22 protein-coding genes and 3 tRNA genes are annotated in these 25,046 nt (G+C 54.1%); 19 read left to right on the top strand and 6 right to left on the bottom strand.

Annotated features, from left to right (window positions below; genetic code table 11):
• Nucleotides 1-60: 60 nt before the first annotated feature.
• Nucleotides 61-1,212, bottom strand: a complete 1,152-nt coding sequence (locus tag ACJJIT_RS07170) for a saccharopine dehydrogenase NADP-binding domain-containing protein (protein WP_444900459.1) — start codon at nt 1,210-1,212, stop codon at nt 61-63.
• 403 nt (nt 1,213-1,615) lie between these two features.
• Here ACJJIT_RS07170 and ACJJIT_RS07175 point away from each other — a divergent pair, with 403 nt between their 5' ends.
• The 4 genes from ACJJIT_RS07175 (at nt 1,616) to ACJJIT_RS07190 (ending at nt 6,041) form a co-directional block, all read left to right on the top strand.
• Complete coding sequence (locus ACJJIT_RS07175; protein ID WP_444900460.1) at nt 1,616-2,890, top strand: NAD-dependent epimerase/dehydratase family protein; 1,275 nt, start codon at nt 1,616-1,618, stop codon at nt 2,888-2,890.
• Between the two features lie 18 nt (nt 2,891-2,908).
• Nucleotides 2,909-4,213, top strand: coding sequence for a condensation domain-containing protein (locus ACJJIT_RS07180; RefSeq protein WP_444900461.1), 1,305 nt, complete (start codon nt 2,909-2,911; stop codon nt 4,211-4,213).
• A gap of 74 nt (nt 4,214-4,287) precedes the next feature.
• Nucleotides 4,288-5,115, top strand: a complete 828-nt coding sequence (locus ACJJIT_RS07185) for a glycosyltransferase (RefSeq protein ID WP_444900462.1) — start codon at nt 4,288-4,290, stop codon at nt 5,113-5,115.
• Nucleotides 5,112-6,041 (top strand): NAD-dependent epimerase/dehydratase family protein, encoded by a 930-nt coding sequence (locus tag ACJJIT_RS07190; protein ID WP_444900463.1) that lies wholly within the window; start codon nt 5,112-5,114, stop codon nt 6,039-6,041. The genes ACJJIT_RS07185 and ACJJIT_RS07190 overlap by 4 nt, the downstream gene beginning before the upstream one ends.
• 32 nt (nt 6,042-6,073) lie before the next feature.
• Here ACJJIT_RS07190 and ACJJIT_RS07195 read toward each other — a convergent pair whose 3' ends face one another.
• Nucleotides 6,074-6,799 carry a UDP-2,3-diacylglucosamine diphosphatase gene (locus tag ACJJIT_RS07195; protein WP_444900464.1) on the bottom strand — a complete coding sequence of 242 codons (726 nt, stop codon included), beginning with the start codon at nt 6,797-6,799 and terminating at the stop codon, nt 6,074-6,076.
• Nucleotides 6,800-6,834: 35 nt separating this feature from the next.
• On the bottom strand, nt 6,835-7,344 hold the full coding sequence (locus tag ACJJIT_RS07200) for a peptidylprolyl isomerase (RefSeq protein ID WP_252082100.1): 510 nt from the start codon (nt 7,342-7,344) through the stop codon (nt 6,835-6,837).
• A 212-nt stretch (nt 7,345-7,556) separates the two neighbouring features.
• Between ACJJIT_RS07200 and ACJJIT_RS07205 the strand changes: the two genes are divergently transcribed.
• From ACJJIT_RS07205 to ACJJIT_RS07255, 11 genes are all read left to right on the top strand, one after another.
• Nucleotides 7,557-9,230: a glutamine--tRNA ligase/YqeY domain fusion protein gene (locus ACJJIT_RS07205; RefSeq protein WP_444900465.1), complete on the top strand. Its 1,674-nt coding sequence runs from the start codon at nt 7,557-7,559 to the stop codon at nt 9,228-9,230.
• Nucleotides 9,231-9,317: 87 nt separating this feature from the next.
• Nucleotides 9,318-10,694 carry a cysteine--tRNA ligase gene (cysS, locus tag ACJJIT_RS07210; protein WP_444900466.1) on the top strand — a complete coding sequence of 459 codons (1,377 nt, stop codon included), beginning with the start codon at nt 9,318-9,320 and terminating at the stop codon, nt 10,692-10,694.
• Between the two features lie 108 nt (nt 10,695-10,802).
• Nucleotides 10,803-10,991: a DUF3012 domain-containing protein gene (locus ACJJIT_RS07215; RefSeq protein WP_444900467.1), complete on the top strand. Its 189-nt coding sequence runs from the start codon at nt 10,803-10,805 to the stop codon at nt 10,989-10,991.
• A gap of 15 nt (nt 10,992-11,006) precedes the next feature.
• The gene (locus ACJJIT_RS07220; protein WP_444900468.1) at nt 11,007-12,434 is read left to right on the top strand and encodes a Wadjet anti-phage system protein JetA family protein; all 1,428 of its coding nucleotides are present in this window, start codon (nt 11,007-11,009) and stop codon (nt 12,432-12,434) included.
• Nucleotides 12,427-13,191 (top strand): DUF4194 domain-containing protein, encoded by a 765-nt coding sequence (locus tag ACJJIT_RS07225; RefSeq protein WP_444890002.1) that lies wholly within the window; start codon nt 12,427-12,429, stop codon nt 13,189-13,191. The genes ACJJIT_RS07220 and ACJJIT_RS07225 overlap by 8 nt, the downstream gene beginning before the upstream one ends.
• Nucleotides 13,192-13,346: 155 nt before the next feature.
• Nucleotides 13,347-16,994, top strand: coding sequence for an ATP-binding protein (locus tag ACJJIT_RS07230; RefSeq protein ID WP_444900469.1), 3,648 nt, complete (start codon nt 13,347-13,349; stop codon nt 16,992-16,994).
• Between the two features lie 42 nt (nt 16,995-17,036).
• A complete protein-coding gene (locus ACJJIT_RS07235; RefSeq protein WP_444900470.1) occupies nt 17,037-18,239 on the top strand; it encodes a Wadjet anti-phage system protein JetD domain-containing protein in 1,203 nt (400 codons plus the stop codon).
• A gap of 178 nt (nt 18,240-18,417) precedes the next feature.
• Nucleotides 18,418-18,873, top strand: a complete 456-nt coding sequence (locus tag ACJJIT_RS07240) for a hypothetical protein (RefSeq protein WP_252082092.1) — start codon at nt 18,418-18,420, stop codon at nt 18,871-18,873.
• 140 nt (nt 18,874-19,013) lie between these two features.
• On the top strand, nt 19,014-19,487 hold the full coding sequence (locus ACJJIT_RS07245; protein ID WP_444900471.1) for a GAF domain-containing protein: 474 nt from the start codon (nt 19,014-19,016) through the stop codon (nt 19,485-19,487).
• Nucleotides 19,487-20,233: a methyltransferase domain-containing protein gene (locus ACJJIT_RS07250; protein ID WP_444900472.1), complete on the top strand. Its 747-nt coding sequence runs from the start codon at nt 19,487-19,489 to the stop codon at nt 20,231-20,233. The genes ACJJIT_RS07245 and ACJJIT_RS07250 overlap by 1 nt, the downstream gene beginning before the upstream one ends.
• A gap of 140 nt (nt 20,234-20,373) precedes the next feature.
• Nucleotides 20,374-20,829, top strand: a complete 456-nt coding sequence (locus ACJJIT_RS07255) for a hypothetical protein (RefSeq protein WP_152453116.1) — start codon at nt 20,374-20,376, stop codon at nt 20,827-20,829.
• Between the two features lie 87 nt (nt 20,830-20,916).
• Here the strand turns inward: ACJJIT_RS07255 and ACJJIT_RS07260 are convergent, their stop codons facing one another.
• The 3 genes from ACJJIT_RS07260 to folD are packed head-to-tail and all read right to left on the bottom strand — an operon-like array spanning nt 20,917 to nt 23,478.
• Nucleotides 20,917-21,897, bottom strand: coding sequence for a class I SAM-dependent methyltransferase (locus ACJJIT_RS07260; protein WP_444900473.1), 981 nt, complete (start codon nt 21,895-21,897; stop codon nt 20,917-20,919).
• Nucleotides 21,898-21,935: 38 nt separating this feature from the next.
• Nucleotides 21,936-22,640, bottom strand: coding sequence for a 16S rRNA pseudouridine(516) synthase RsuA (rsuA, locus tag ACJJIT_RS07265; RefSeq protein ID WP_444900474.1), 705 nt, complete (start codon nt 22,638-22,640; stop codon nt 21,936-21,938).
• Entirely contained in the window at nt 22,633-23,478 is an 846-nt protein-coding gene (gene folD / locus ACJJIT_RS07270) for a bifunctional methylenetetrahydrofolate dehydrogenase/methenyltetrahydrofolate cyclohydrolase FolD (protein WP_444900475.1), read from the bottom strand. The genes rsuA and folD overlap by 8 nt, the downstream gene beginning before the upstream one ends.
• Before the next feature lie 340 nt (nt 23,479-23,818).
• Between folD and ACJJIT_RS07275 the strand changes: the two genes are divergently transcribed.
• The 4 genes from ACJJIT_RS07275 to ACJJIT_RS07290 all read left to right on the top strand — a co-directional run bounded on the left by ACJJIT_RS07275 (nt 23,819) and on the right by ACJJIT_RS07290 (nt 25,010).
• A tRNA-Pro gene (locus ACJJIT_RS07275) sits at nt 23,819-23,895 on the top strand.
• 18 nt (nt 23,896-23,913) lie between these two features.
• Nucleotides 23,914-23,990: transfer RNA gene (locus ACJJIT_RS07280), tRNA-Arg, on the top strand.
• Nucleotides 23,991-24,105: 115 nt separating this feature from the next.
• A tRNA-His gene (locus ACJJIT_RS07285) sits at nt 24,106-24,181 on the top strand.
• 388 nt (nt 24,182-24,569) lie between these two features.
• Nucleotides 24,570-25,010 (top strand): hypothetical protein, encoded by a 441-nt coding sequence (locus ACJJIT_RS07290; protein ID WP_444900476.1) that lies wholly within the window; start codon nt 24,570-24,572, stop codon nt 25,008-25,010.
• Nucleotides 25,011-25,046: the final 36 nt, after the last annotated feature.

The following is a 25,046-nucleotide window of genomic DNA, read 5'->3' on the forward strand; positions in this document are numbered from 1 at the left end:
CTCTCAGTGGGGACTGGGGCAAATCATTCACTTTGCACAAGCGTTGGCTTGGTCACCTCCCTAGCCAGCAAGTGCAGGCATTCGCTCGCGGGAGTGGGTCTCTATAGCCGTAACGATAGAGTGATCATTCAGTTCAAGCAGAATCTCATCCAGACTTAGTAACTGCCAGCAGGCTCTTGCTCCTGCCTCTTCCATTTCTCCGCGTAGAAACTTACGCGCTAGTGCTGCCGCTGGGGCTGCAGGAATCCAGGGGCCATCGCCATTTAGGCCTAATACCTGCCAGCTGCGCGAGGCGCTTTCTCCATGGGCATTTTCCCCTGTAGCACGTACGATCATGCCGCCGTGTGGCGTGCCTCCCGGCCAGCGGTCACTGATCTTATGGCCAAGCTGGGCTAGGCGCGCAGTGGTTGCCGGTAGTTGTAGGCGCGCCAATTGGGCGCAAGCGGATAGGCCGATTTGCAGGGTTAGAGGCTCAAGGCCAGTGGCGAAGCGAGCACTGTGCATCTTGGGAAAATACTTCGGGCAGAGCTCTAGGTCGGGCACATCAAAGTCGCACAGCCAGCGTTTGCCCACTGGGTGGGCCAGGTTGATGGGGCGTAGATTTTTCCCTGCGTGGGATTCGCGCCAGTAGCCGCTCTGCAGCTGTGGAAAGCTGTGGCCAAGGGACTCAAAGCCAGCGCGTACAGTCGCCAAGCCACGATCTATTCGGTGTGCAGGTGCTATGGCAATGTCTACGGAGTGAATCACTGGCAGTTCAAGCTGGATCTCGGCGATTGCGGCGGAGCTCAGCCCGGGTAGGCTACTGGCGCCCGATACCATACTAATGCCCGCGGCCTCTGCGGCGGGGGATAGGCGGTGAAAATCGCACACGAAGCGACGACCATCGGAAATATCAATGTAAGGTGTGCGTGACTCAATGCAGGCTTTTGCAACCCGATAATCACTCTCTTTTTGGAAGGGGCCTGCGCAGTGAATCAAAAGATCCAGGTGGAGGGCTTTGAGTTGTGCAGCCAAGTTGACGGCATCTCTCTCCAGGCGTAAACCTTCGGCGAGCCCGCCGAGTCCCTCGGCACACTGGTCTGCCAGAGCCTTGTTGCGGCCGGCAATAATCAGCTGAATATTGGGCTCGGAGCTCAGCATTTGCGCAATGAGCGCGCCAAAGTTGCCGTAGCCGCCGAGTATTAATACGCGTTTGTTCAGGTTATTAATCACCTGGATCGCACTCCTCTCCCCTGAGGTTAGTTAGAGTGGATCATGCAATGGGGCAGTGACGTAAATCAAGAGAATCTTAGTGACTATTGATTAAATGACTGGCTGGCGGCTTATTGCGATTTGCCTTTGCTTGGTGAGTACCGACGAATAAATAGTAATCTTAGGGGGACAACTATGACGTAAAAAGGGTCAACGGATTACCCCCGGCAGGGTTCGTTATTCACGCCTTATCGGCTGTTAAAGAAAACCAGGCGCTATCCCTTAGCCTTATCTAGTTTGTGTCTTACAGGGGCTAATCGATGACACTATTCACTTACTTGACGGTAACCTGATCGGCGGTCTTGTATATTATTTATTCATATCTTTTGGTGTTTGGCGCGGACTTTTCTCTGGGGAGGTTAATATGCGGCAAAACGGTGATGCCCATATTCTGGTGTTGGGGGGAGATGGCTTTTGCGGTTGGCCTACGGCCTTGTTTTTATCGCGGCAGGGATACAGGGTCACTATCGTGGATAACTTCTCAAGGCGTCGTATCGATGAGGAGTTGGGGGTGGAATCCCTGACACCGATTGAGAGTATTGGGCAGCGCCTGCAGTGTTGGTGGGAGACGACCGGGCTAAATATCGGGCTGCACAGGCTGGATTTGGCTTGTGACTACGAGCCGCTAATGGAGTTGATTGCCGAGACCCAGCCCACTGCTATTGTGCACTTTGCTGAGCAACGCGCAGCGCCATATTCCATGAAATCCTCGCGTCATAAACGCTACACCGTTTCCAACAATATCAATGCCACTAATAATCTTCTCGCCGCAGTGGTGGACGCCGGCGTCGATTGCCATATCGTTCATCTCGGTACTATGGGAGTTTATGGTTATGGCTCTGCGGGCATGAAGATTCCAGAAGGTTATCTGGATGTGGAAATACCGATGGCAAACGGCCAGAGGGTGTCCCAGCAGATACTCTATCCCACTAACCCTGGCAGTATTTACCATCTGACGAAATCCCAGGATCAGCTGCTCTTTGCCTACTACAACAAAAATGATGGTGTGCGAATTACAGATTTACACCAGGGGATAGTGTGGGGAACGCAAACCGTGGAAACCTCCCTGGATGAGCGCCTAATCAACCGCTTCGACTATGACGGTGATTACGGCACTGTACTGAACCGCTTTCTGATGCAAGCCGCTACCGGCCATGAATTGACTGTACACGGTACCGGCGGGCAAACCCGTGCATTTATTCATATCTCCGATACCGTGCGCTGTATCCAGCTGGCGATTAACTCTCCTCCTGTCGCAGGAGAGCGGGTGCGTATCATGAACCAAATGACCGAAACCCATCGGGTGCGTGATCTCGCCAAAATGATTGCCGATGTGAGCGGAGCCAAGGTGGCATTTGTCGACAATCCGCGCAATGAGGCTGCGGAAAATGATTTATTTGTGGAGAATGCCAGCCTCTGCAACCTGGGGTTAAAGCCGACTTTTTTGGCCCAGGGATTACTGGAGGAAATCTCTGAAGTAGCAGGTAAATATGCCTATCGCTGCAATGCAGACCTGATCCCGTGTCGCTCTTACTGGCGCACCCACAAAGTCCAGGAAAGTACTCCAGATGTTGAGACACCACACCTGCACAAGGTACTTGAGGGGGCCCAGAATTTGATTCGGCCCACTAACTCTTAGCCGACGACTGGAACTCCTATGCCAGGCTGGGATTGCTCTGCGAATGTGCCTCTGTCGATTACGGAGCAGAGTATTTACAACCTGAATCACCGCAAAGTACTGGCGGACCTGATTACCCGCGCTATGCGTATTAAGGGGGACGTAGATGTCGAACTGTTTGAGCGGGCTGTGCCCACGGTTGTAAACGCTTATCCTATTTTCCGCTGCCGCTACCGGGATGAGCCGGCTATTCGAAGTTTTGATGATATCGAACTGGACTACATGGATATTCGCCATATGAGCGAGGCGCATATCACCAGCTTCCTGCGCCAGTTCAGTAGCTCCCCCATGGATTTAAATTCGGACCAGCTGCTAGGCCTCAGCCTTTTTCGCACCGGTGAGGATGAATATATTTTCTTGACCAAGTGCCACCACATTATTACCGATGGTATTAGTCTGTCTCTGTTGTGGGCCGAATCCCTAGCTGCCTACCTGGCAATGGGAGCAGGGAAATCCTATAAACCCCGCGGGGAGTCCACCGATTTTGCCGACTATATAAATTTTGAAGAGACATATCTTGGGACGGAGCGTGGGCAAAAAGCCAGTTACTATTGGCGCAATAAGCTAGAGCTGCAGAGAGAAGCCGTTTGGCAGGCTTCGCACCAAGAGATTGTCTCAATTAATTGTGATGAGGTGATTCTCAATATTGACGGAGCCGATTTTACGCAGATTCAAGCCAATGTCAGTGATGCAGAAATCAGCTTGTTTGTCTTCTTATGCGCCGCCTACCAGCAAACTTTATGTGAATTTCTTCATCATGATTTTTGGCTAAATACCAGCTTGTCTCTGCGCTTAAAGCGAGAGCACCGCTATATTCTTGGCCCCATGTTTCGCTATGGCAATTTGTCAGTTTGCAGAAATGAATCCTGGTCAGAAAAAATCGTGCGCCTGTCACGAGAGATCCGGCATGCGATGCGCACGGCCTACGCTGCTGACTCAATTGGCCCTCACGGCAGTATCGGTCACAACCTTAACGCCTCAAGCTGCTTTCTAATTACTTTTCTTCAGGCGGAGGAGCATCATGAAGGGTTTACCGCTGTGTATACCGGCGAAACTTCAGAGTGGGTAGAAATTAGTGAGAATTTGAAAATACATACGACCCCGTTGCCAACGCGTCTCACCCCTTACGGAATTTACCTCTCACTGGCAGTCTATGGCGGCCAGTTACGGGCGAGCTTTATCTATAATGTGAACTGTTTCAGCCTTAAGCAGGTGGAGAGCATTGCAGATCGCTGGTGCCTTCGCTTAATCCATGGAGCGGATGAGAAAATGCCTCCCCTGTGAGTCTCCCATAGGCATTTCTGAGTGCTAGGCAGTGCGTATACCTAACTAGTGTTAAACAGATTGCAGTAGCCATCATGTCTCGTTGTGCCTTTATTACCCTCGTAAACAGCCCGGATTATGTGATTGGTGCGGTTGCGCTAAAACGTTCGCTGGAAAGGGTGAGGGCTACACACCCTTTGATAGCAATGGTGGTTGCCGATTCTGTTGATACGGAACCGCTGGAATTATCTGGATGCCTGGTGCGGGAGATCAGCCCACCAGATTTTTCTGAGGCATTTATCCAGCGCCACGAGCGCGCAGGACTTCACATGCGCGCGCCTTTCGATAAGGGGGAAAAACCTCGGTTCCATATTCCTCTGAATAATTTTTGCAAGCTGTCCCTCTGGCAGCTGGAGGAATATGACAAGCTAATTTTTCTCGATGCAGATATGTTGGTACTGCGCAATATCGACCACCTGATGGGATACCCTGAATTTTGTGCCGCGCCCAATCTCTATGAAAACTTGGACGGCTTTGGCCGAATGAATTCTGGCCTGTTTACCGCCGTACCTAGTGTAGAAACTTACCGGAAAATGCTGGCATTATTGGATAGGCCGGGCGCATTTTGGCGGCGCACCGACCAGACTTTTCTGCAGGCATTCTTCCCCCGCTGGCACGGCATGCCTTATATCTACAATGCCCTGCAGTATCTGTTTTTTAATCTACCGCAATTATGGTTGTGGAGTAGCATTCATGTGATTCACTATCAATACGAAAAACCCTGGCAAAAGGACCATACGAAAATGGAGCAGCTCAGACCCTTGATCGAATTGTGGTGGGCAGTCAATCAGGGTCGTGATATCGGTGCGAGAATCGAGCAGTTGACCCATGAGCAGAGTCAGTCAGTGAGTAGTGCCCAGTGAATATCGGCATCACTGGCGCCAGTGGCTATGTGGGGCAGTTTATTGTCCGTTACTTTCTCGATCATGGTTATAAAGTGCGAGCACTATCCCGCACAGGTCATAAATCTGGGTTATTTCCTTTTGCTACAGGTAGCAACTTTGAGTGGGTTGCTGGCGATATGGCGGATCGTGCAGTTCTATCCAGGTTTGTTAGTGGTTTGAATGCGATAGTGCACTGTGCCTATGATCACTTGCCTGGGCGTTATCGTGGTGGGGAAGGGGAGAATCTTTCCGGTTATCTCCAATCTAACCTGAACAGTACGCTGCTACTGATGCAAGTGGCTCATACTGCCTCCGTGGATAAATTTGTTTTTATTTCCAGCAGGGCGGTGTACGCGACGGGGTGTTTGCGAGGCAACTTGTACGAGCATCAGGCGGCCTTGCCCGATACATTTTATGGGGCTTACAAATCAGCGGTGGAAGCGATGGTTTCCGCTTGGGCCCAGCAGCGTCAATGGCACGCGGTCTCCCTGCGTCTCACCGGAGTCTATGGTGTGGTGAATCCCCTCGAGCGCAGTAAGTGGTATGACATTGCTCGCGCAGTGGTGAGCGGTGAGCCCTTCACTCAAACCAGAGTTGCCACAGAAGTGCATGGGGAAGATGTCGCCAGGGCAGTGGAGTTGGTCCTATCGGAGGCGGATGCCAAGGGGAGGGCAGTGAATTGCAGTGATCGCCTGGTGAGTTCCCGAGAGGTGGCGGAGATTTTGCAGTCCATGCTGGGTAAGCGTAGCCCTCTGCCTCCAGAAGCTCAGGGGGAGCGGCCAGCAATAATGGATTGCGCCTATTTACAGGCCAAAGGGTTCCGCTTTGGTGGGGCGAAGCGTCTGCGCCACAGCCTGCGCCTCTTGGCGGAGGCTGTGAAGCTCGAACAAAAGCTCTGTCACTAACTATTGGGAAGCTGGATGTGGGTAGCCCTGCTTCAGCCGATTGGCCAGTGCATCAGTTCCAATGTTTCCCCGCTCGCTTTTAGGCTCCAGGCATTGCGATCCCAGTCTCCCAGTACAATGCGCTCTGCTGCAGCGTCATCAAGTGAGAAGGAGTGGCGACCGGGCCTGTGGGTGTGGCCGTGGATCAGGGTATTTACGTTGTATTCACGCATCACTCTTTCCACTTCCTCAGGGGTAACATCCATGATGTCTTCCGCTTTGCGACTATTCATGGCTTTGGAGGCGGCGCGAATCTGTGCGGCGATAGCGCGGCGTTCTTCCAAAGGCTTGGCCAGCAACCCCTGTTGCCAATTGGGGTCCCGCGCCTGGCGCCGAAAAGTCATATATTCCTCGTCGCGAGTGCAGAGACTGTCGCCATGCATTAAGAGAACCTGCCGGCCAGCCAGGGTGAGGGTAGTTGGGTCTTGCAGTAGCACCGCACCTGTGCGCTGGGCAAAATCGGTACCGAGCAGGAAATCGCGGTTGCCATGCATTAGGTACAGTTCCACCCCGGTGCCACTGTAGTGGCTTAACTCCCGAACCACCTCTTCAATCAGGGGGGCATCGTCGTCATCGCCAATCCAGGCCTCGAAGAAGTCGCCGAGAATATACAGTGCTTCGGCACCGGCGGCGGGGCCGCGCAGAAAATCAAAAAAAGCCTGGGTAATCTCCGGTCGGTTCTCATCGAGGTGCAGATCGGAAATAAAATAAATAGACAATGTCCCCGCCTTAGAGCCTAAATGGGCTCGAAAAATTACTTGTCTGCGTAGTCGTCAGAAATGCTGATACCGGTGATTTCGATGGTTTCCATGGGTACGTCCTGGTGGAAGCCCTTGCTGCCGGTTTTTACGCTTTTGATCTTGTTGACCACGTCCATACCGTCGGCCACTTTGCCGAATACGCAGTAACCCCAGCCCTGGGTGTCTTTGCTGCGGAAGTTCAGGAAGTCGTTGTCCTTTACATTGATAAAGAACTGGGAGCTGGCGGAGTGGGGGTCCATGGTGCGGGCCATGGCCAGGGTGCCGGTATCATTCTTCAGGCCGTTGTCCGCTTCGTTTTCAATGGACTCGCGGGTTTCTTTCTGCTCCATGTCGGGGGTCATGCCGCCACCCTGAATCATGAAGTTGTCGATCACCCGGTGGAAAATGGTCCCAGTGTAAAAATCGTCACGGCAGTACTGCAGGAAGTTGGCTGCGGTCTTTGGGGCCTTGTCGAAATCCAGTTCGATAGCAATATCTCCGTGGGTAGTGTGCAAGGTGATCATAAAATGTCCTATGAGGGTTGATTTCGGCCGGCATGATACCTTTTAGTCAGGAGCTGTAAAACGCCGAGTCGCGATATCATAATGGATTGCCTAAAAAGTGTGCGCCAACAGCAAAAATCATCGTCTGGCGCTCAGCTAAATAGGATATTCTGTGGCTCAACTAGGGTATAATTCGCCGTTTATGTTCGCACAGCTGTAAATAAGAGAATCCTATGACATCCGAGAGCAAGCCCGCTCACTTTTTACAGAACCTTATTCGCGAAGACCTGGCAGAGGGCCGGGTATCCCAGGTGGCAACCCGCTTTCCACCGGAGCCGAATGGATATCTACATATTGGACACGCCAAATCCATCTGTCTGAACTTTGGTTTGGCTCAGGAGTTTGGCGGCACCTGCAATTTACGTTTTGATGACACCAACCCGGCTAAGGAAGAGGAAGAGTTTGTCGATGCGATTAAGCGCGACGTTTCTTGGCTCGGTTTTGAGTGGAATGGCGAGGCCAAATATTCCTCGGATAATTTTGATCAATTGTACGAGTGGGCGCTGCACCTGATTAAAGATGGCAAGGCCTACGTCTGCGACCTGTCCGCAGAAGAAGCCCGTCACTACCGCGGCACGTTGAAAGAGCCGGGTAAGAACAGCCCCTACCGCGAAAGAACGGTGGAAGAAAACCTGGCGCTGTTTGAAAAGATGCGCAATGGTGAAATGGAAGAGGGCCAGTGCAGCCTGCGTGCCAAGATCGATATGGCCGCACCCAATATCAATCTGCGCGACCCGATTATTTACCGCATCAAAAAAATGGCCCATCACCAGACCGGTGATAAGTGGTGCATTTACCCCAGCTACGATTTTGCCCACGGCCAGTGTGATGCGATTGAGGGTATCAGCCACTCTATCTGTACCCTGGAATTCGAAGATCACAAGCCGCTGTACGACTGGCTGATCGAGAACCTGCCGGTGCCCTCGCGTCCGCGTCAGTACGAATTTGCACGTCTGCACCTCAACTACACCGTGGTATCCAAGCGCAAGCTCAAGCAGCTGGTAGACGAAGGCCATGTAGACGGTTGGGATGATCCCCGCATGCCGACCCTGTCCGGTATGCGCCGTCGCGGCTTTACCCCGGCTTCCATTCGCAACTTCTGCGAGATGATTGGTGTAACCCGCTCCGATTCCGTCGTCGATGTGAGCATGCTGGAGTACAGCATTCGCGACGACCTGGATAAAAATGCACCGCGCGCTATGTGCGTGATGGAGCCTTTGAAGATCACCCTGAAAAATTACCCGGAAGGTCAGGAAGAACTGTTGTCAGCACCGGGCCACCCAGTGCGGGACGATCTGCCGGCCCGTGAACTTCCGTTTGGCCGCACTCTCTATATTGAGAAAGAGGACTTCCGCGAAGAGGCCAACAAGAAGTACAAGCGCCTGGTGTTGGGCAAAAAGGTACGTTTGCGTAACGCCTATGTGATCTTTGCCGAAGAAGTCGTGAAGAATGATGCCGGTGAAATTGTTGAGGTGATCTGCTCGGTTGATCTGGACACCCTGGGTAAGGACCCGGCCGACGGCGTTAAGCCGAAAGGCGTGATTCATTGGGTATCTGCCGATAACAATGTCGATTGCGAAGTGCGTCTCTACGATCGCCTGTTTAACGATGCGGCGCCGGATGCCGGCGGTAAGAACTTCCTCGACTGCGTAAACCCGGACAACCTGCAAATCCTAAAAGGCTGTAAGGCGGAAATCGGCCTGGCCAAAGCGGAACCAGAGCAGGGCTACCAGTTCGAGCGCAACGGCTACTTCTGTCGCGACAGCAAGTACGGCAGCGCAGAAGCGCCGGTGTTTAACCGCACCATTGGTCTGCGCGACAGCTGGGCCAAAGAGCAAAACAAATAGCAAAGCGGAGAGCTGCCCGAGCGGCAGTTTTCGCGGTTGGGCCAGGGGCTGGCCCAACCACACAGCAAAAAGAATTCGAGAGAAAAGATGTCTCTACAGGTCTACAACACGTTTTCCGGGAAGAAAGAACCCTTCGTACCACAGGTGGAAGATCAGGTGCGCATGTATGTGTGTGGCCCCACCGTGTACAACCGCGTGCATATTGGCAATGCCCGCCCTGTGGTGGTGTTTGACACTCTGTACCGGGTACTGAAAAGAAATTTCAGCGATGTGATTTACGCGCGCAATATCACCGATATTGACGACAAAATCATGAAGACCGCGCGGGATAACGGCGAGGAAATCGCTGTACTGTCTGCCCGCTATGCCCAGGCTTACTACGAGGATATGGCCGCGCTCAATAACCTGGAGCCGGATATTGTCCCCTACGCCACCCAGCACTTGCCGGAAATGATCGCGATGATCGAAAGCCTGCTGGAGAAGGGACACGCCTACGCCGCCGAGGGCCATGTGCTGTTCGCCGTGGAGTCCATGCAGGAATACGGCCAGCTGTCCAAGCGCTCCCTCGACGATATGCTCGCCGGTGCGCGGGTGGAAGTAGCGCCTTACAAAAAGTACGCTGGCGACTTCGTACTGTGGAAGCCGTCCGCCGATGACGAGCCCGGCTGGGACAGCCCCTGGGGCCGTGGACGCCCAGGTTGGCACTTGGAGTGCTCGGCCATGATCAAGAAGCACCTGGGTGACACTATCGATATCCATGGCGGCGGTCGCGACCTGACCTTCCCCCACCACGAGAACGAGCGGGCCCAAAGCTGCTGCGCCAATGGCGTGGATTTTGTGCGCTACTGGATGCACAACGGCTACGTGAATATCGATGGCGAGAAGATGTCCAAGTCCCTGGGTAACTTCCGCATGGTCAAAGACCTGTTGGCACTTTACCCTGGCGAAGTACTGCGCTTCGCACTGCTATCTGCCCACTACCGCTCAGAACTGAATTTCAGTGCTGACCTGCTTGACCAGGCTTGGCGCACCCTGGATACCCTCTACGGTGCACTGCGTGAAACCGAAGTGGTTGAGGCGCAAGCGGCAAATTTGACTGACACTGCTTTCCTGAAAGCGCTGGAAGACGACCTGAATACGCCGATCGCCATTAGCGAATTGCACCAGATTGCCCGCGATTTAAACAAGGCCGAAGACGCCGATAAAGCGCGCCTGAAAGGTTTGTTGCTGGCGGCCGGTGAAATGCTTGGCATTTTGCAGCAAGACCCGGAAGCCTGGTTCAAGCAGGCCCGCGGTGGCGAAGAAACTATTTCCGCAGAGGAAATTGAAGCGCTGATTGAAGAGCGCGTGCAGAGCAAGAAAAACCGTGACTTTGCCCGCGCCGATGAGATTCGCGAAGAGTTAAAATCAAAAGGTGTGGTGCTTGAGGATAGCCGCGAGGGCACTAAGTGGCGCCGCGAGTAGGGCGTCTCTAACCCTAAACGACATCCTTAAACTACGCTCACTGATTTCTCCCTGGCTGCTCGCAGCTGGGGAAAAAAGCCATTCGAATTTCATTTGTAGAAGCGAACCATGAAAAAAGTACTCTTTCTGATCTGCTCCGCTGTTGCCCTTGTCGCACTGACCGCCTGTGAGCCCAAGCGCGGCTCCGATGCCTGGTGTGAGAAAATGGATAAAGTGCCCAAGGGCCAATGGACCCTGGATGATGGACGCGACTACACCAAGTACTGCGTATTCAACCAAAAGCCGGAAGAGGAATAAGCGGGCCTATAGTCGTTGTTCTTCGTCGATTCCTACCAGCACTTCTTCCGCCCGCTGACCGGTAAATACCGCGAACAGGTGGTTGAGTGCTTGCGTCTTTTGTATGAGCGTCTGTACACAGCCAAGGCTGACTACGGTGAGTCTCTGCTGCGCGAGCAGATCCTGGAAATTTTTGCCGAGGCCCTGACCCGCGCGCCCCAACTCGATAGTGAAGATGGAGTGCAGGACCCCGAGGGCCGCTTCCGCAACCTGCGCGATCAGGCCGTCTGGGTACTGAACAGTTTGGTGGAATTCGGTTGGCTGGAGAAGCAGGTGGACAGCGCCACGCTCACCGCCACCTATCCGTTTAGCCGCCGAGGCCGACTTTTCACTCAGCCGCTAGTGGAAGTGAATGGCACTCGCGTGCGCACCCGCCACCGCAATACCCGCAACACCTTGAATGCCCTGGAGGCCTTTGCCAGCCGAGGTGAAATACACGACTTGATCGATGCCTGGGAATACTCCGAGCGTATCGTGGCGGATTTCACCGATATGATCGCCGAGCTGGAAGAGCGCAAGCGGGAAATGGTGCGCGAGGTGGAGGCCCAATTGCTGGTGCAGCAGGCTACCGATGAGTTTTTCTCCTTTATGGAGAGCCGCTTCCAGCCGGACCTGGCTATCCGTTTGTCTGCGGACAGCGTGGAAAAACATCGCGATTCCATCAATCGGGTGATTGACTGCATTCGCAGAAAGGAGGATATGCAGAAAGCGGAGTGGGAGAAGCGCCTGCGCCAGCTGCTGCCGGAATTGATGCAGCCGGGCCACTCCCTGCTGTGGCTAATGCTCGATACCATCGAGGACCGCATGCGTCGTGCCTGCGAGGTGAAGTTGCCCGCTTTGCGCCGCGCACTACAGGGCTTTACCAAGCGCGCGGATATTATTATTCGCCAGCTCAGCTACCTGCACAGCCAGGCCGAGGGCGAGTTTGCCGACCTGTGCCAGCGTCTCGGTGAGAGCCAGCAAAAAACACATATCCTCGAACAGCTGGGCGAACAGCTGGGCGGCTTCCAGCTGCGCCTGTTTGACCCCAAGCAAACCCAGCTGTGGCAGCGCAACCGCCGCCAACCGGTAAATACCCGGGTCGAAGATGAAACCCCCATCGGTGAGGAGAACCGCCGCGAGATCGAGCTGCAACAACTGCTCGACCAGGCGTTTAACTTCAACAACAGTAACCTGCGCGATTATCTGAGCGATGCCCTCGGCACCGGCCGCCAGATCAACAGCCGCAACCTGCCATTGCGGGATGCGCGTGATCTGCTCGCTATGAGCCATGTGATCGAAGCGGCGGCGGTGAACCAGAGCGGTGCCGCCGACTTGCAGGTGAAATTTACCGGTGAAATCGCCAGCAATGATTATTTCACCGAATTTGACGAATATATCCTGGAGCTGAAAAACAGTGATTGAACAGGCTTTGGAAGAGGCCCTGGCGCAGTGTCGCCTGAACCGCAGTGAATTCTCCGAGCTGCTGGTGCGCCTGTTGGATTACGGCGTTATCTGCCGGGATGAAAGCGTTATCGAAACCACGCTTTACGATCGCTTCCAGCGCTGCGAGCAGCTGGTACGCGAGTGGTTGGCCCCGCTGGGATTGCGTTTGCAGCACGACAGCCGTTTCCAGTTTATCCGAGTGTATCCGCCCGGCGCCGAAGTGCCGGGACTGCCGGATCAGGAAGAGCCGCACCACGGCGGCTTCCGCGCCCGCCTCAGTCAGCAGGAAGTGGCCGCGATTCTCGCCCTGCGCGTGGAATACGATAAAGCGCTGCGGGAAGGGCAGGTGGATGAGAGTGGTTGCGCCGCGCTATCGATGGAAGCCCTGGAACTGGGCATGCGCAATCTGCTGAAAATGTCCCTGCCGGATAAGCACGCCGAGCGTAAAAACCTGCTGAAGAAATTGCGCCAGCTGCGTTTGGTACAGTTCAGCAGCGAAGAGGTGGAGGCTAGTGCGGAAGTGTGGCTGCGCGTGCGCCCGACTATCGCCCACTTTGTCAGCGAGTCGGTATTGCACCAGCTGATCGACAGCGAAGTCCCGCCCGTCGTGGAGAGCAAGGCCACTCAAACTGATGAAATTGATGAGGCTGAAGAGGCGGAACAAGAGCAAGCGCTCGAACGCATCACTCCAGAAGTCGAAGATAACAGCCTGTTTGAGAGTGAAGCGGCTTCTTAGTTAAAAATTGAGGCCGCAGTAGCGGCTATAAAAAATCGAAAACATTCGACCGTCCGGGTTTGCGTAAATCGCGCCCGGGAGCCTCGGAGAAGGGTGTCGGCTTCCCGCCAGCAAAAAGACCCTGCTTTTGAAAAGACCGTTTTTTTGAAAAGACTATGTTCCTAAAAAAACTGATCCTGATTAACTGGGGCAATATCCCGCAGTTGGAATATGATTTCGGCCCGATCAACCTGTTTTCCGGTGGCAACGGTTCCGGTAAAACCACGGCGGCTGATGCTATCCAGACATTGATGACCGCCGCCCACGATACCCTGTTTACCTTTAACCCGGGGCAGGATGAAACCACCCAGCGCGGGCGCGGTGGCAAGCAGGTACGGACGCTAGCTTCCTATGTACTGGGTTGTGACGACGGCAGTTACGCTCGTGTAGAGCCCACCGACTGTTACATCGCCGGTATTTTCCATCCCACCAGCGGTGAAGACGATGCTGAGCCTTTTACTGCAGTGATGGGTATTCGTGCGCACCTGGATAACAGCAGCAAGCCCGCCCAGGCTCGCCAAAGTGATTTGCGCTTTTTCGTATTCCCCGGTGAACAGTTGGTGATGGGGGATTTTGTCCGGGACTACACCGATGGCAAACACCTGCTGCCGCTGGATAAATTCAATCAAGTCCTGAGCAAGCAGTTCGAAAAAGTAGAGCAGTACGACAAGAAAAAGGCCTACCTGCGCCGCCTTTACGGTGCCCTGCGCGGACGCCGCGATGCGGTCTCCGATCGCGAGGCCATGCACGCCGCGCGCACCTTTGCCAACTTTATGGCCTATAAGCCGGTAAAAAGCATCAACGATTTTGTCGCCCAGGAAGTGTTGGAAAAACGCGATCTGGGTGATGCCATCCGCTCCGTCTCCGAACTGATGAAAACCATTCACAGCATGGAGCAGGAAGCCCGCCAGATTGTGGAGCGGGTCAGTTCCCTGGAGGCCATCGCCCAGTCGGTAGAGCTCTACCGGGAGCAGTGGTTGCAGTTGCGGGTGCAGGAATATTTGTGCGCACGCCATCGCCAGCAGCGGGTACAAAAGAGTTATCTGAGTGGCAAGAATGACCAGAAAAAACTGCGCAGCGATCTGGACAACAATGAGCGTGAAGTGCGCGTCGCCTCCGAACGCGTCGAGCAGCTCAACGGCCAGCTGGTAGAGCTTCAAGCCCAGCGCCTGGGTATTGATGCGCTGCGCAATAAGGACGAACTGGAGCAGCGTATTAACAATGCCCTGAGCCTTCTGTCCCAGCAGCACACCCCCATGTCTGCCGAAGAGGCCCGCTGGCGCGAGAACCGTGAGGCCGCCGAAGAATTATTAAACCTGCTCAACTCGACCTCCGCCGAGCTGGAAATTCCCGCTTTCTCTGATAAAGCACTGGTGCAGGCGATCAAGCAGGTAGCCCGCGAGGAAGACCTGCCGGATCTGCACAAGCTGTTAGGCAAGGACTGGATTGACCTGGCTGCATTGGAGCCACTGCGCGAGCGCGCTGCCAGCAGTGAGGCCCTACAGAACCGCCTCTACGACCTGCTGGATAGTAGTGGCAAAGCTGGCGTCGGTGATGAGGTTTCCCCCAAAGAGCAGATTGCCCAGCAGGCTTCCCGCTGGGAGCAAAAAGTACAGCAGCTGCAAAAGCAGTTGCGCACCCAGGAGAGCCGCATTCAGCATCTCCAGGCCAACCGCGTACGCTACCCCCAATCGGTGGAAGCGGCCCTGGCCGCAATTCGCGAGCAGTGCCCGCAGGCGGAGCCCCGTGTCCTGTGTGATTATGTGGAAGTGCTGGATGAGCGCTGGCAGATGGCGATTGAAGGCTATCTGGGCGGCGCGCGCTTCTCGATTATTGTGGAGCCGGAACACGAGGCCCGCGCGATTCGCATCGTGCGCAGCCTGCCCGGGCGCAACAACCGCGCCCGTGTGATCCAGGGGGACAAAGCCCGCCGCGATGCGGAGCGCCTGGATACGCCGTCGGGCTCCATTATCGAACTGATGGAGTTCACCCATAAAACTGCCGAGCATTATCTGCGCGCTTCCTACGGTGCCGTGGTACAGGTGGAGGATGAGCACGAGCTGCGCGGCACCCGCCGGGGCCTGACTGCCGACGGTATGGCCAGTGGCAACTACAGCATGTGGCGCTGCGATATGGACGATGCCGAGCTGGTCTTCGGCCAGGGCGCCCGCGCCCGCGCACTGGCGGCGCAGCAGCGCGCTATGGAGCAGTTGCTGGAAGAGGCCGCCCACGTCAACGAGCGCCACCAGCTCTACCGCCGGGTCACCAACGCGGTGCGAGGGTTGGCGAATATCAAGCTGTTGTCCATTGTGGATTCCGCCCTGGCGGCACAGCGGGAATGGCGCAGCGCCGAGCGGGCTCTGGAAAACCTGGACCTGAAGGACTTCGAGCAGTTCGAGCAGCAGGTCGATGAACTCAAGGCCCAGCTCAAAGATCAGCAAAAGCAGCTGTCTGACCTCCAGCGCAAGCATGGCTCTCTGGAGACCAAGCTAAGAAGCAACGAAAAACTCTTATACGCGCTGTCTGGCGAGCTGGAATCCCTGGACGATGCTGCCAGTGACAGCGAGGAAATGGTAAGGCGCATTACCGCCATCGATCCCACCTTCGATGCCGAGCAAGTGCTGGTTACTGCCGACGAGCAGGTAGAGCGCGCCGCCGACAACTTCGACTTCTCAGCGGATATCGAAAGTTGGCATGGACAGCTGGAGAAATACAGTCGCCAGTTGGATCGCGCGGTGATGGAGTACAACGCCACCTGTGCCAGCGTCGATACCCTGGTGTTTGAGCCGGACTTGAGTGGCGGCCACAAAGATGGCTTGTTCAAGTTGATCAGCGGTCTCGGAGATCAGGTAGAGACCCTGCGCAACCGCCTGAAGAATAACCTGCTGGTGGAGCGCCACGATCAACTGCTGGGATTGAAAAAATCCTTTAACACCACTTTTGTAACCCACTTGTGCCACGCTATTTACCAGTCCATTAACGATGGTAAGCGCGTGTTGGATGATCTGAATAAAGAGCTGGAGCATCACCGCTTTGGTGCCGACCGCGAGCGCTTCCGTTTCGACTACCAGTGGGTGGCGGAATTCAAGGAATATTGGAGCTTCTTTAAGGCGGTAATTGAACTGCCGAATCTGGGCGAAGAGCAGAGCCTGTTCGACACGGACTTGGCGCCCAAGCACCGTAAGGTGCGGGATCGCCTGTTGAGTATGCTGCTGAGTGAGGACGAGCAGGTGGCACGGCGCGAGCTGGATCGAATCAGCGACTACCGCAACTACCGCAGCTATGAGATCTATAAGGAACCGGAAGGTAAGGAGCCGATTGCGCTCAGCCAGTACGGCACCGGTTCCGGTGGTCAGCTGGAAACGCCGGCTTATATTATCCGCTCCGCAGCGGTCACTTCGGCCTTCCGCTTTGGTGAAAGCGGCAGCCATTTGCAAATGGTGCTGGTGGATGAAGCCTTCTCCAAAATGGATGAGTCCCGCTCCAAGGAAGTGATTCGTTACCTGACTGAAACCCTTGGGCTACAGCTGCTGTTCATTATGCCCAGCAGTAAATCGGGGCCTTTTATGGACCTGATCTCGAATCAGTTTGTATTCAGTAAGTGCCCCAGTGCCAAGCCCATCGGCCAGCTGAATACGCGGGTGTATGTCGATCGCAAGGTGTGCAACCAGGAGCGTATCGCCGAACTCTGGGCCAATCACCGCCGCACGATTCGCCAGCAGGCATCGCTGGATTTTATGGACTTGGTAGAAGTAGCGGGATAGGTATTTTCGGGGGAAACCCCTCCATTGGCAGGGAGGCAACCGATGGAAAAGGCATTGCCCTATTGGGTAGAGGAAAACCCGCTGTTAATCGGCATCCTGAATTTTATTCTGGATCGGCGGGATAGCCAGCTGGAACGGGGCAAGGAAGCCCGCATTAGTTTCAGGCTGGATTTGCGCGCTGGCAGTAAGCGCTGGTTGGAAGTGTTGGAGCCCCTCAGGGACCCCGACCAAGACGAGCAAGAGCTGTGGAATGAATTGCAGCACTTTGCCAGTGAGTATCAATGTTTTGCAGTAAAACCGAACCCTAAACGGCGACCGGGTGTTGCCGAGTGGCAGGGCGCTCAGCTGATCTTTCGGGACGCCAGTGAAGAGCAGCTGCGCCTGTGGCTCAATCGTCCATCCCCCAACTTGCGCAAGTCAGCCTGGATCAGTCTGCTGGAGCCTTATGCCGATCGCTTTGAGAATCCCGCGGCTTTTCCCGTAGAGGGTTTGGAGCTTCAAGCGGGGTTCGACTCTGCCGAGGAAATGGTCTCCTGCTGGGCCGCTATAAGTCGGGAATTGATTTTTGCCGAGCAAATCACCTGGCGGCAATTGGCCGCGCGCTGCTTTAAAGGGGATTCCAAATATCTTGATTTAGCTAGTCGCCAGTCTCTGGTGCGTAACCTGTTTCCGGAGCTGAGCCGAAAAATTCGCGAGCGCCAGTTATTACTTCACGCCTACCTGCCGGAACAGTTTACGCAAGTGATTTTTATAGAGAACCAGGATACTTTTATCAGCCTGGCGGAATTGCAGTCCAGCTCCACAGCGCTGGTGTACAGCGAGGGCTATCAGGGTGGCGCGGAGCGGATTCGCAATCATGGCATTACTCGCATTAGCACGATTAATTCGGCCACTACAGTTTCTCGGAAGCAATTTTCACAGTGGTGGTATGGCGATAATTTGGGTTCACTTCCCGTTTTCTTTTGGGGGGATCTGGATTATGAAGGGCTGCGTATAGCCGCCGCGCTGAAGAAAAGTTTTCCTGGGTTGCAGTGTTGGCGGCCCGGCTATGATTTGTTACTCAACTCTCTGCACGCCGGCAAGGCCCATTCTCCCGACTTGGCAGAAAAGCTCGGGCAAAAACCCATCGAAATGATCGGCTGCCAATATGCGGATGATTATTTGATCCCAGCTATCTCGGCCAATAATTGTTTTGTGGATCAGGAGGCCGTCAAAACAGAGGCTTTGCTGGAGACTCTCCCTTAACGCTGGGCTTTTTGTCGCTATCGGATAAATTTTTCTTCCTCTTAACTCTGTGCTGGCTGTTGCAGTCGTTTCAGTCAGCCTTAAAGCTTGTTTTTTATGCGCGAGATCTCGGAAGATACAGAAAATATACGGTAAAAATGCCCTTTAAAAATAACAAGGGAAGCTTCTGGAGATCTCTATGCGTCAGTTTTCCATTTTGGTCATTTTTGCTTTGGCCTTCGGCGGCGCCGCTGTTTTATATGAGAAGGAAAGCCGTAAAGTTAAAGGCGTACTGACTCAGATTACCGAACTGCAGGCGCAGATGGGAGATTTGCAGGCAGAGGTCAATCGGCTCAACAGCGAGTTGGAAGCGGTTAAGCTGGCCGAGCGCCGACGACCAACGCTAAGCACTATGGCCAGCCGTATCCGACGGGAGTCCAGCACCTCCATGCCGCCCAAGCCCGTCGTGGAAAAGCGATTCGAGCAAAAACGCTCCGCTTTAATTGCCTCCGATGTCACCAAGGCACCCCCTGCTATCCAATCGGGGGAGGAGCAGGGTGGCCGCGAGAGTGATGAGTGGTCACGTCCCACGATGGATGCAGACCAATATCAACGGGAGTCCTCAAAAGAGGAGGTGCTGGACCCCTACCAGTAATTTTCAATCACCGGTTGATTCCTGCTGTAAAGCCCGCAAAATACCTGCCTCTTGGCACACAATGCGCCAGGTATTTCGCGGGTTTGCTGTGTCTGGCAAACGCGTTTTATAGCCACTGATTGTGAGGGGGCGATCCGGCCATGTCGTTAAATAAATTCTACTCATCGCTCAATAGTCAACTCGAAGGTCTGCTGTCCGCCGAGAGGGATTGGCTGGCCAATACTGCCAATGCCAGCGCTCTGTTGTTTATGGAGTTGGAGGATATCAATTGGGCGGGCTTCTACTTTTTGCATGATGATGAGCTGCGTCTGGGGCCTTTTCAGGGTAAGCCCGCCTGTACACGTATTCCCGTAGGTGCCGGAGTTTGCGGTACGGCGGTATCCAGCGGAGAATCTCAACTGGTAGAGGATGTGCACCAGTTTCCAGGCCATATCGCCTGCGATGCGGTTTCTGCTTCTGAAGTGGTCATTCCACTTTACGATAATAACGACCGCTGCCTTGGGGTGCTCGATATCGATAGCCCGACCATTGCCCGTTTCACCGCAGAAGACCTGGCTGGCTTACAGGGCTTTGCCCAAGTGCTGCTGAAATCTTCAGACCTGCCACAAAGCTAATGGCACTACTGTGGCAGAAGCAGGTGGGAGACACCTGTTATGAGGTGCGCAACCACGGCGCCAGCGTACGTTTGTACAGCAACGGGGTTTTCCATTCCCAGTGGAATCCCCGCGATCCCCTTAAGGGCTCCCTGTGGGAGCTGCTTCTGCTGCCGGCCTTCTTTCTGCCCGAGAAGCGTCTGAACTCTGTATTGTTATTAGGTGTTGGGGGCGGTGCCTTGATCCGCTTGTTACAGGCTTACACCTCGGCGAAACGTATTGTTGGGGTGGACCTGGACCCGGTTCACCTACAGGTGGCCCGCCGCTTCTTCAGAGTTAAGGATGTAGAGCTGGTACATGCCGATGCCAAAGAGTATGTGGCAGATTACCTGCAAAACCCCTCTGCTGAGCCGTTTGATCTGGTAATCGATGACATATTTGGTCATTTTCAGGGGGTGGCACAGCGCGCCGTGCCCGCAAGTCAAGAATGGTGCGCCAACTTGATGCGCCTATTGCATCGGGATGGGGTTTTAGTGAGTAACTTTGGCGATCTTCAGGAGCTCCGAGACAGTGCCTGGCGTCAAAAGGCTTTGCGCAGCCGTCTGCGTGGCGCCTGGATGGCCTACATGCCCCAATACGAAAATCATATTCTGGCGGTGAGCAGGAATACGCTTTCCCTGGCGGAGCTGAAGAAGCGCGTTCCAGCCAAAATCAATCCCGGTAGCCCCAGTTGTCGCCTGTATGCTCATCATCGACTTCTGCGTTGAGTTATCTGTCTGGAGCGCCCTGGCGGCTCGATAGGCAAAGAGAAAACTGCCACTGTCGTTTTTTTGTTGGGTGTTGTTGGCGCCCTTTCTCACTGCCTGTCTATACTGACATTAGCGACTTATTACTCCAGGGCTCGTTAATGCGGTACAAAACAGTTGAGGAAGTTATTCAGGAAGGAAGGGATTTTCATGCCAAATTGGCGCTGCAATACGAAGAGTATGAGCAGCTTGCCACCAACAAGCGGGTTGAGCTGCTCCTAGATCAGCTTCGACGACGGGAAGACTCCATGAAGCATTCACTGGAGAACTTCCACGCCGATTTGCCGCCAGGTGCCTTGCACACCTGGGTGCAATTTGCCCCGGAAGGGCGCGAGAAGGAGTTTCTGCAGCGCCTGCGCAGTATCGATATAGATAATCTAGATGACATTGCCAAACTGGCTATGGATATTGAGATTTATCTGGCTGACCAATACCGGGATCTGGCCCAGGGGGCGGAGACTCCCTCGGCACGTGAAGCCTTCGAGCGCTTGCGACAATTGGAAGAGCTGGAGGAGCACACCCTCTCGATGAACCTGTTTAATTTGCGCGACTACTAATCCTACCGACTCAGCTGGTCCGCAAATTTGATTTTTCCCTCCTGGCGACTGCTCGCCTAATTTAGATAAACGCCGGCACACTGCGCCCTAAGGGCGCAGCCGGTATACACAGAAGCCTTTTTCTTTGGTGATCAACTGCACCTCAGAAAAGTAACGCGGCCCCTTCTTGAGCAGCGGAATAAACTCGTTCACCACAAACAGCGCCGTTCCGGTTATTTTCAATAACCGTGCGCTCTGTTGCAAAAAGCGATCGGTGAGATCGTCCTCCACCTGGAATCCCTGGTGGAAGGGCGGGTTGCACAGCACCAGGTCCGCAGCACCGCTTTCCAGCTCTGCCCCGGCATCGGAGGGCAGCACTACGCCCTTGATACCCTGAGTTTGAAAATTTTTCTTACAGGCGAGTAGGGCAGCGGCATTATTGTCGATAGCGGTAAAGTGGAAGCTCCCCAGTGACGCTAGTCGGGCACTGAGATAACCGTAGCCACAGCCGAGATCGATGACTTGAGCGCCCTCCTTGGGGAGCTCTGTGGTGAGCTGTTGGGCCAGCAGGGCGCTGCCCTTATCAATCTTATTCCAGCCAAACAGGCCGGGCTTGCTATAAAGACCCCCAAGCTCCGGCAGGCTGCGTAGCTGCGGGTAATCCTCCTCACCGATAGGTGTTCCACCCTGGGGATGCTCCACCCGGTTAACACTGCAATAATCGTTGCCGTACTTTTGCAGATGCTTACTGCCATCCAGGCGCTCGGCAACTTTAGCCGCATAGCTTTTAATGCCGCTCTGCTTTTCCCCTAACAACACCAGTTCACCGCCCTCACCGAGAAACCGTGGGGCCTGGTTGATGATATGGTGAACGACGGCTTTTTCCTTGGAGACCGAATAAACAATGCGGCGGTAGCGGCGATCCAGCTCTTCAAAGTGAAAGTCGTTATAGAAGCTGCGCCCAACCTTACCCTGGGCCAGCTCGGCAATATCCCAGCGGTTGGTAAGGAGATCGCCTTGGAAGTGGAAACCCGGCTGTAGCAAGGGCTTGCTGTTTTCATCGGCGATCCACAGGGTTTCACTCGGCACCTGTGAGATTTCCTGGAGGAGAAGCGAGGACATAGTCTTTATCGTACCGAAGCGATTTCTTCAGAAGTTAACAGCCGGTATTCGCCTTCCTGGAGTTCTTCATCCAGGAAAATATCGCCGATTCTCTCCCGATGCAGTTCGATTACCCGGTTGCCCAGGGCGGCAAACATACGCTTGACCTGGTGGTAGCGGCCCTCACCGATAGTGATGCGCACCTCGTTAGCGTAGAGAATCTCAAGCTTGGCCGGCTTGGTTCTTTTCTTTTCATTGTTGAGCCAGATGCCTTTGGCAAACTTTGCCACCGCATCTTCCTCAATTTTCTCAGCCAGCAGAGCGTAATAGGTTTTCTCACAGTGGTGGTTTGGCGAGGTCACTTTGTGTGACCACTGGCCATCGTCGGTGAGTAGCACCAGCCCGGTGGTATCGATATCCAGGCGCCCGGCGATATGCAGCTTGGCTTTGTTGGGCTCGTCAATCAGGTCCAGCACCGTAGGGTGTTCGCCATCTTTGGTCGCGCTTACATAGCCCAGGGGTTTGTTCAACATAATGTAGCGTGGCCCCGGCTCGTGCAGGGGCTCGCCGTCCAGGTACAGTGCATCGCTGGCCTGTACCTTGGCGGCCGGATCGGTGACTACCTCGCCGTTAACGCTAATGCGCTCCGCCTTGGCAGCGCGCTTCACATCGGTACGGGAGAGGTCAGTCACCTGGCTGACCGCCTTATCTAGTCGTATAAAACTAGCCAATCTTGCGTTCACCGGAATCGACAGATTGGTAGATCAGGGTATTGATGGTCATGGGGCCAACACCGCCGGGCACTGGGGTGTAGGCGGCAACGCGCTCAGTTAGCGGACCCAGTTCGATATCGCCCACACCGCCTGGATGATAGCCGGCATCGACAACCACTGCGCCATCTTTAATCCACTCGGCCTTAATAAACTCCGGTTTGCCCACGGCGCCCACTACGATATCGGCGCGGCGGATATGTTCGGCCAGGTCTTGAGTGCGGGAGTGGCAGATGGTTATGGTGGCATTGGCATTCAACAACATGGCAGCCATCGGCTTGCCCAGAATGGGGCTGCGGCCCACGACCACGGCGTGCTTGCCTTCCATTTCGATATTGTAGGCTTCCAGCAGGCGCATAATGCCTTTAGGGGTAGCACAGCCATAGGCCTCTTCACCCATGGCCATACGGCCAAAGCCAAGGCAGGTCACGCCATCTACATCTTTCTCCAGGCTAATCGCGTCGAAACAGGCACGCTCATCGATCTGTGCCGGCACCGGGTGCTGAAGTAGGATACCGTGGACGTTGGGGTTGGCATTGAGCGCCTCAATCTTGGCGAGTAACTCCTCAGTGGTGGTGGAGGAGGGCAGTTCCACCTGCATGGAATCCATGCCGATACGGCGGCAAGCATTGCCCTTCATCTTTACATAGGTAGCTGAAGCGGGGTCATCACCCACCAGGATGGTCGCCAGGATTGGCGTTTGCCCACCGCTCTTCTCTTTTAGTACGGCTACCCGAGCCGAGAGTTCTTCTTCAGTTTTCTGTGCCAGGGCCTTGCCGTCCAGAACCAGTGCAGACATAGATGCTATCTCTAACAATAAAAAATCGATGGCTAATAGACCGGAGTCTGCTCCAGCACCTACTGTATATAGAAGGGAGGAAGCAGGCGATTTTTAAAAACGCTTACTTTTTATCCGGTCGGATTCGCGAAGTGCGCCATTTTCGCACAGGTTGGAAATAATTTCGCCACTTCTGGGCCCAGATAGGCAAAAGGATAAACTTCTTTAAAAATAATAGCTTAGAAGCGTTGACATGGACCGGGGGTATCATTACTATGCACGCACTTCGCAGCTACAGCGACTTACACAACCACCTACGGGGCGGTTAACAGGGTCAAAGAGATGCGAATGATTGGAAAAACGGGGCATAGCGCAGTCTGGTAGCGCGCCTGCTTTGGGAGCAGGATGTCGGGGGTTCGAATCCCTCTGCCCCGACCAATTTTCCGGGTTCACCTTGCGCCCGTAGCTCAGCTGGATAGAGCATCCGCCTTCTAAGCGGATGGTCGCAGGTTCGAGTCCTGCCGGGCGTGCCATCTTCACAAGATGGTGCTGGTTTGGCAAAAAGGACTTAGTCTGAAGCCAGATTGGCTGCAAGAGGTATCCGGCAATCAGTACTGCCACAAGGTGCTGAAGTATATCACTTTTATGGTGGCCGTAGCTCAGTTGGTAGAGCACAGGATTGTGGCTCCTGAGGTCGCGGGTTCGATCCCCGTCGGCCACCCCAGATTCTTCCTTGTTTATCAAGGACTTAAAACCCCGCCTAGTGCGGGGTTTTTTAGTTTCGGGCCCCGTGGTGCCAATTCATGGTGCCAATTTTTGCCTCAATCAATGTTGAGGTTTCAATTTGATGGGTATTTGGGCGACCTGGTTTTCTCAGCAATCTCCTATCTTTAAGAACTTGTGATTTTAGCCTGATGACGGGGCTGTCTGAAATATGCATTCCTGCCTGAATCGATTTTCAGCCCTCAGCTTTGATGTTTTTCCAGTGGCTGTACATTTTGATGCGGAAAAGTAGCGCTGCTCATCGGCCCTATTTTATTTATTTGAATATGAACGTGCGGAAAAAGTCTAAACTCCCTTTCTTTATATTTTTCATAGTTTTTTGTTGCTTTATGTGGGTGTCAAACTCAGAGCGCGAGGAGAAGGAGGAGCTCGGGCGTGAAATTAGTAGCATTGCCCCCGAGATGGCATCTGAACTGTATGTCTATGATCCAGCAAGTGATAGCTGGATAGATCTTGGTCGGCGCAAAGAGCTATTGATGACAGTGTTTTCTGTTGCAAGCACGGATTTTCGGCCTGACAGTCGTAAATACCCTTCTGAAAATCCAGTAGATATCGTTAAGGTCGTAGCTGGTGGTTGGTGTTATGACATGTGGTTTTGGGATGAGCGGCATCCAGATTTAAAAATGTTCTTTACCGTTAGGAAAAATAAATGTGCACCACTAAAGAGTGGGCCACTTTCCAATTACATGGGGTTCAAATTTAACTCAGCGCAGCTAAAGGCATTTCGAGAGTTCGTACGATGGGCTAAGGATGTTGACAATCCCAACTAGATTCTAGTCTTAAAATTATCCAATTTTTCTTTTTTC

The organism is Microbulbifer mixtoriginis (SeqCode), assembly GCF_052467515.1.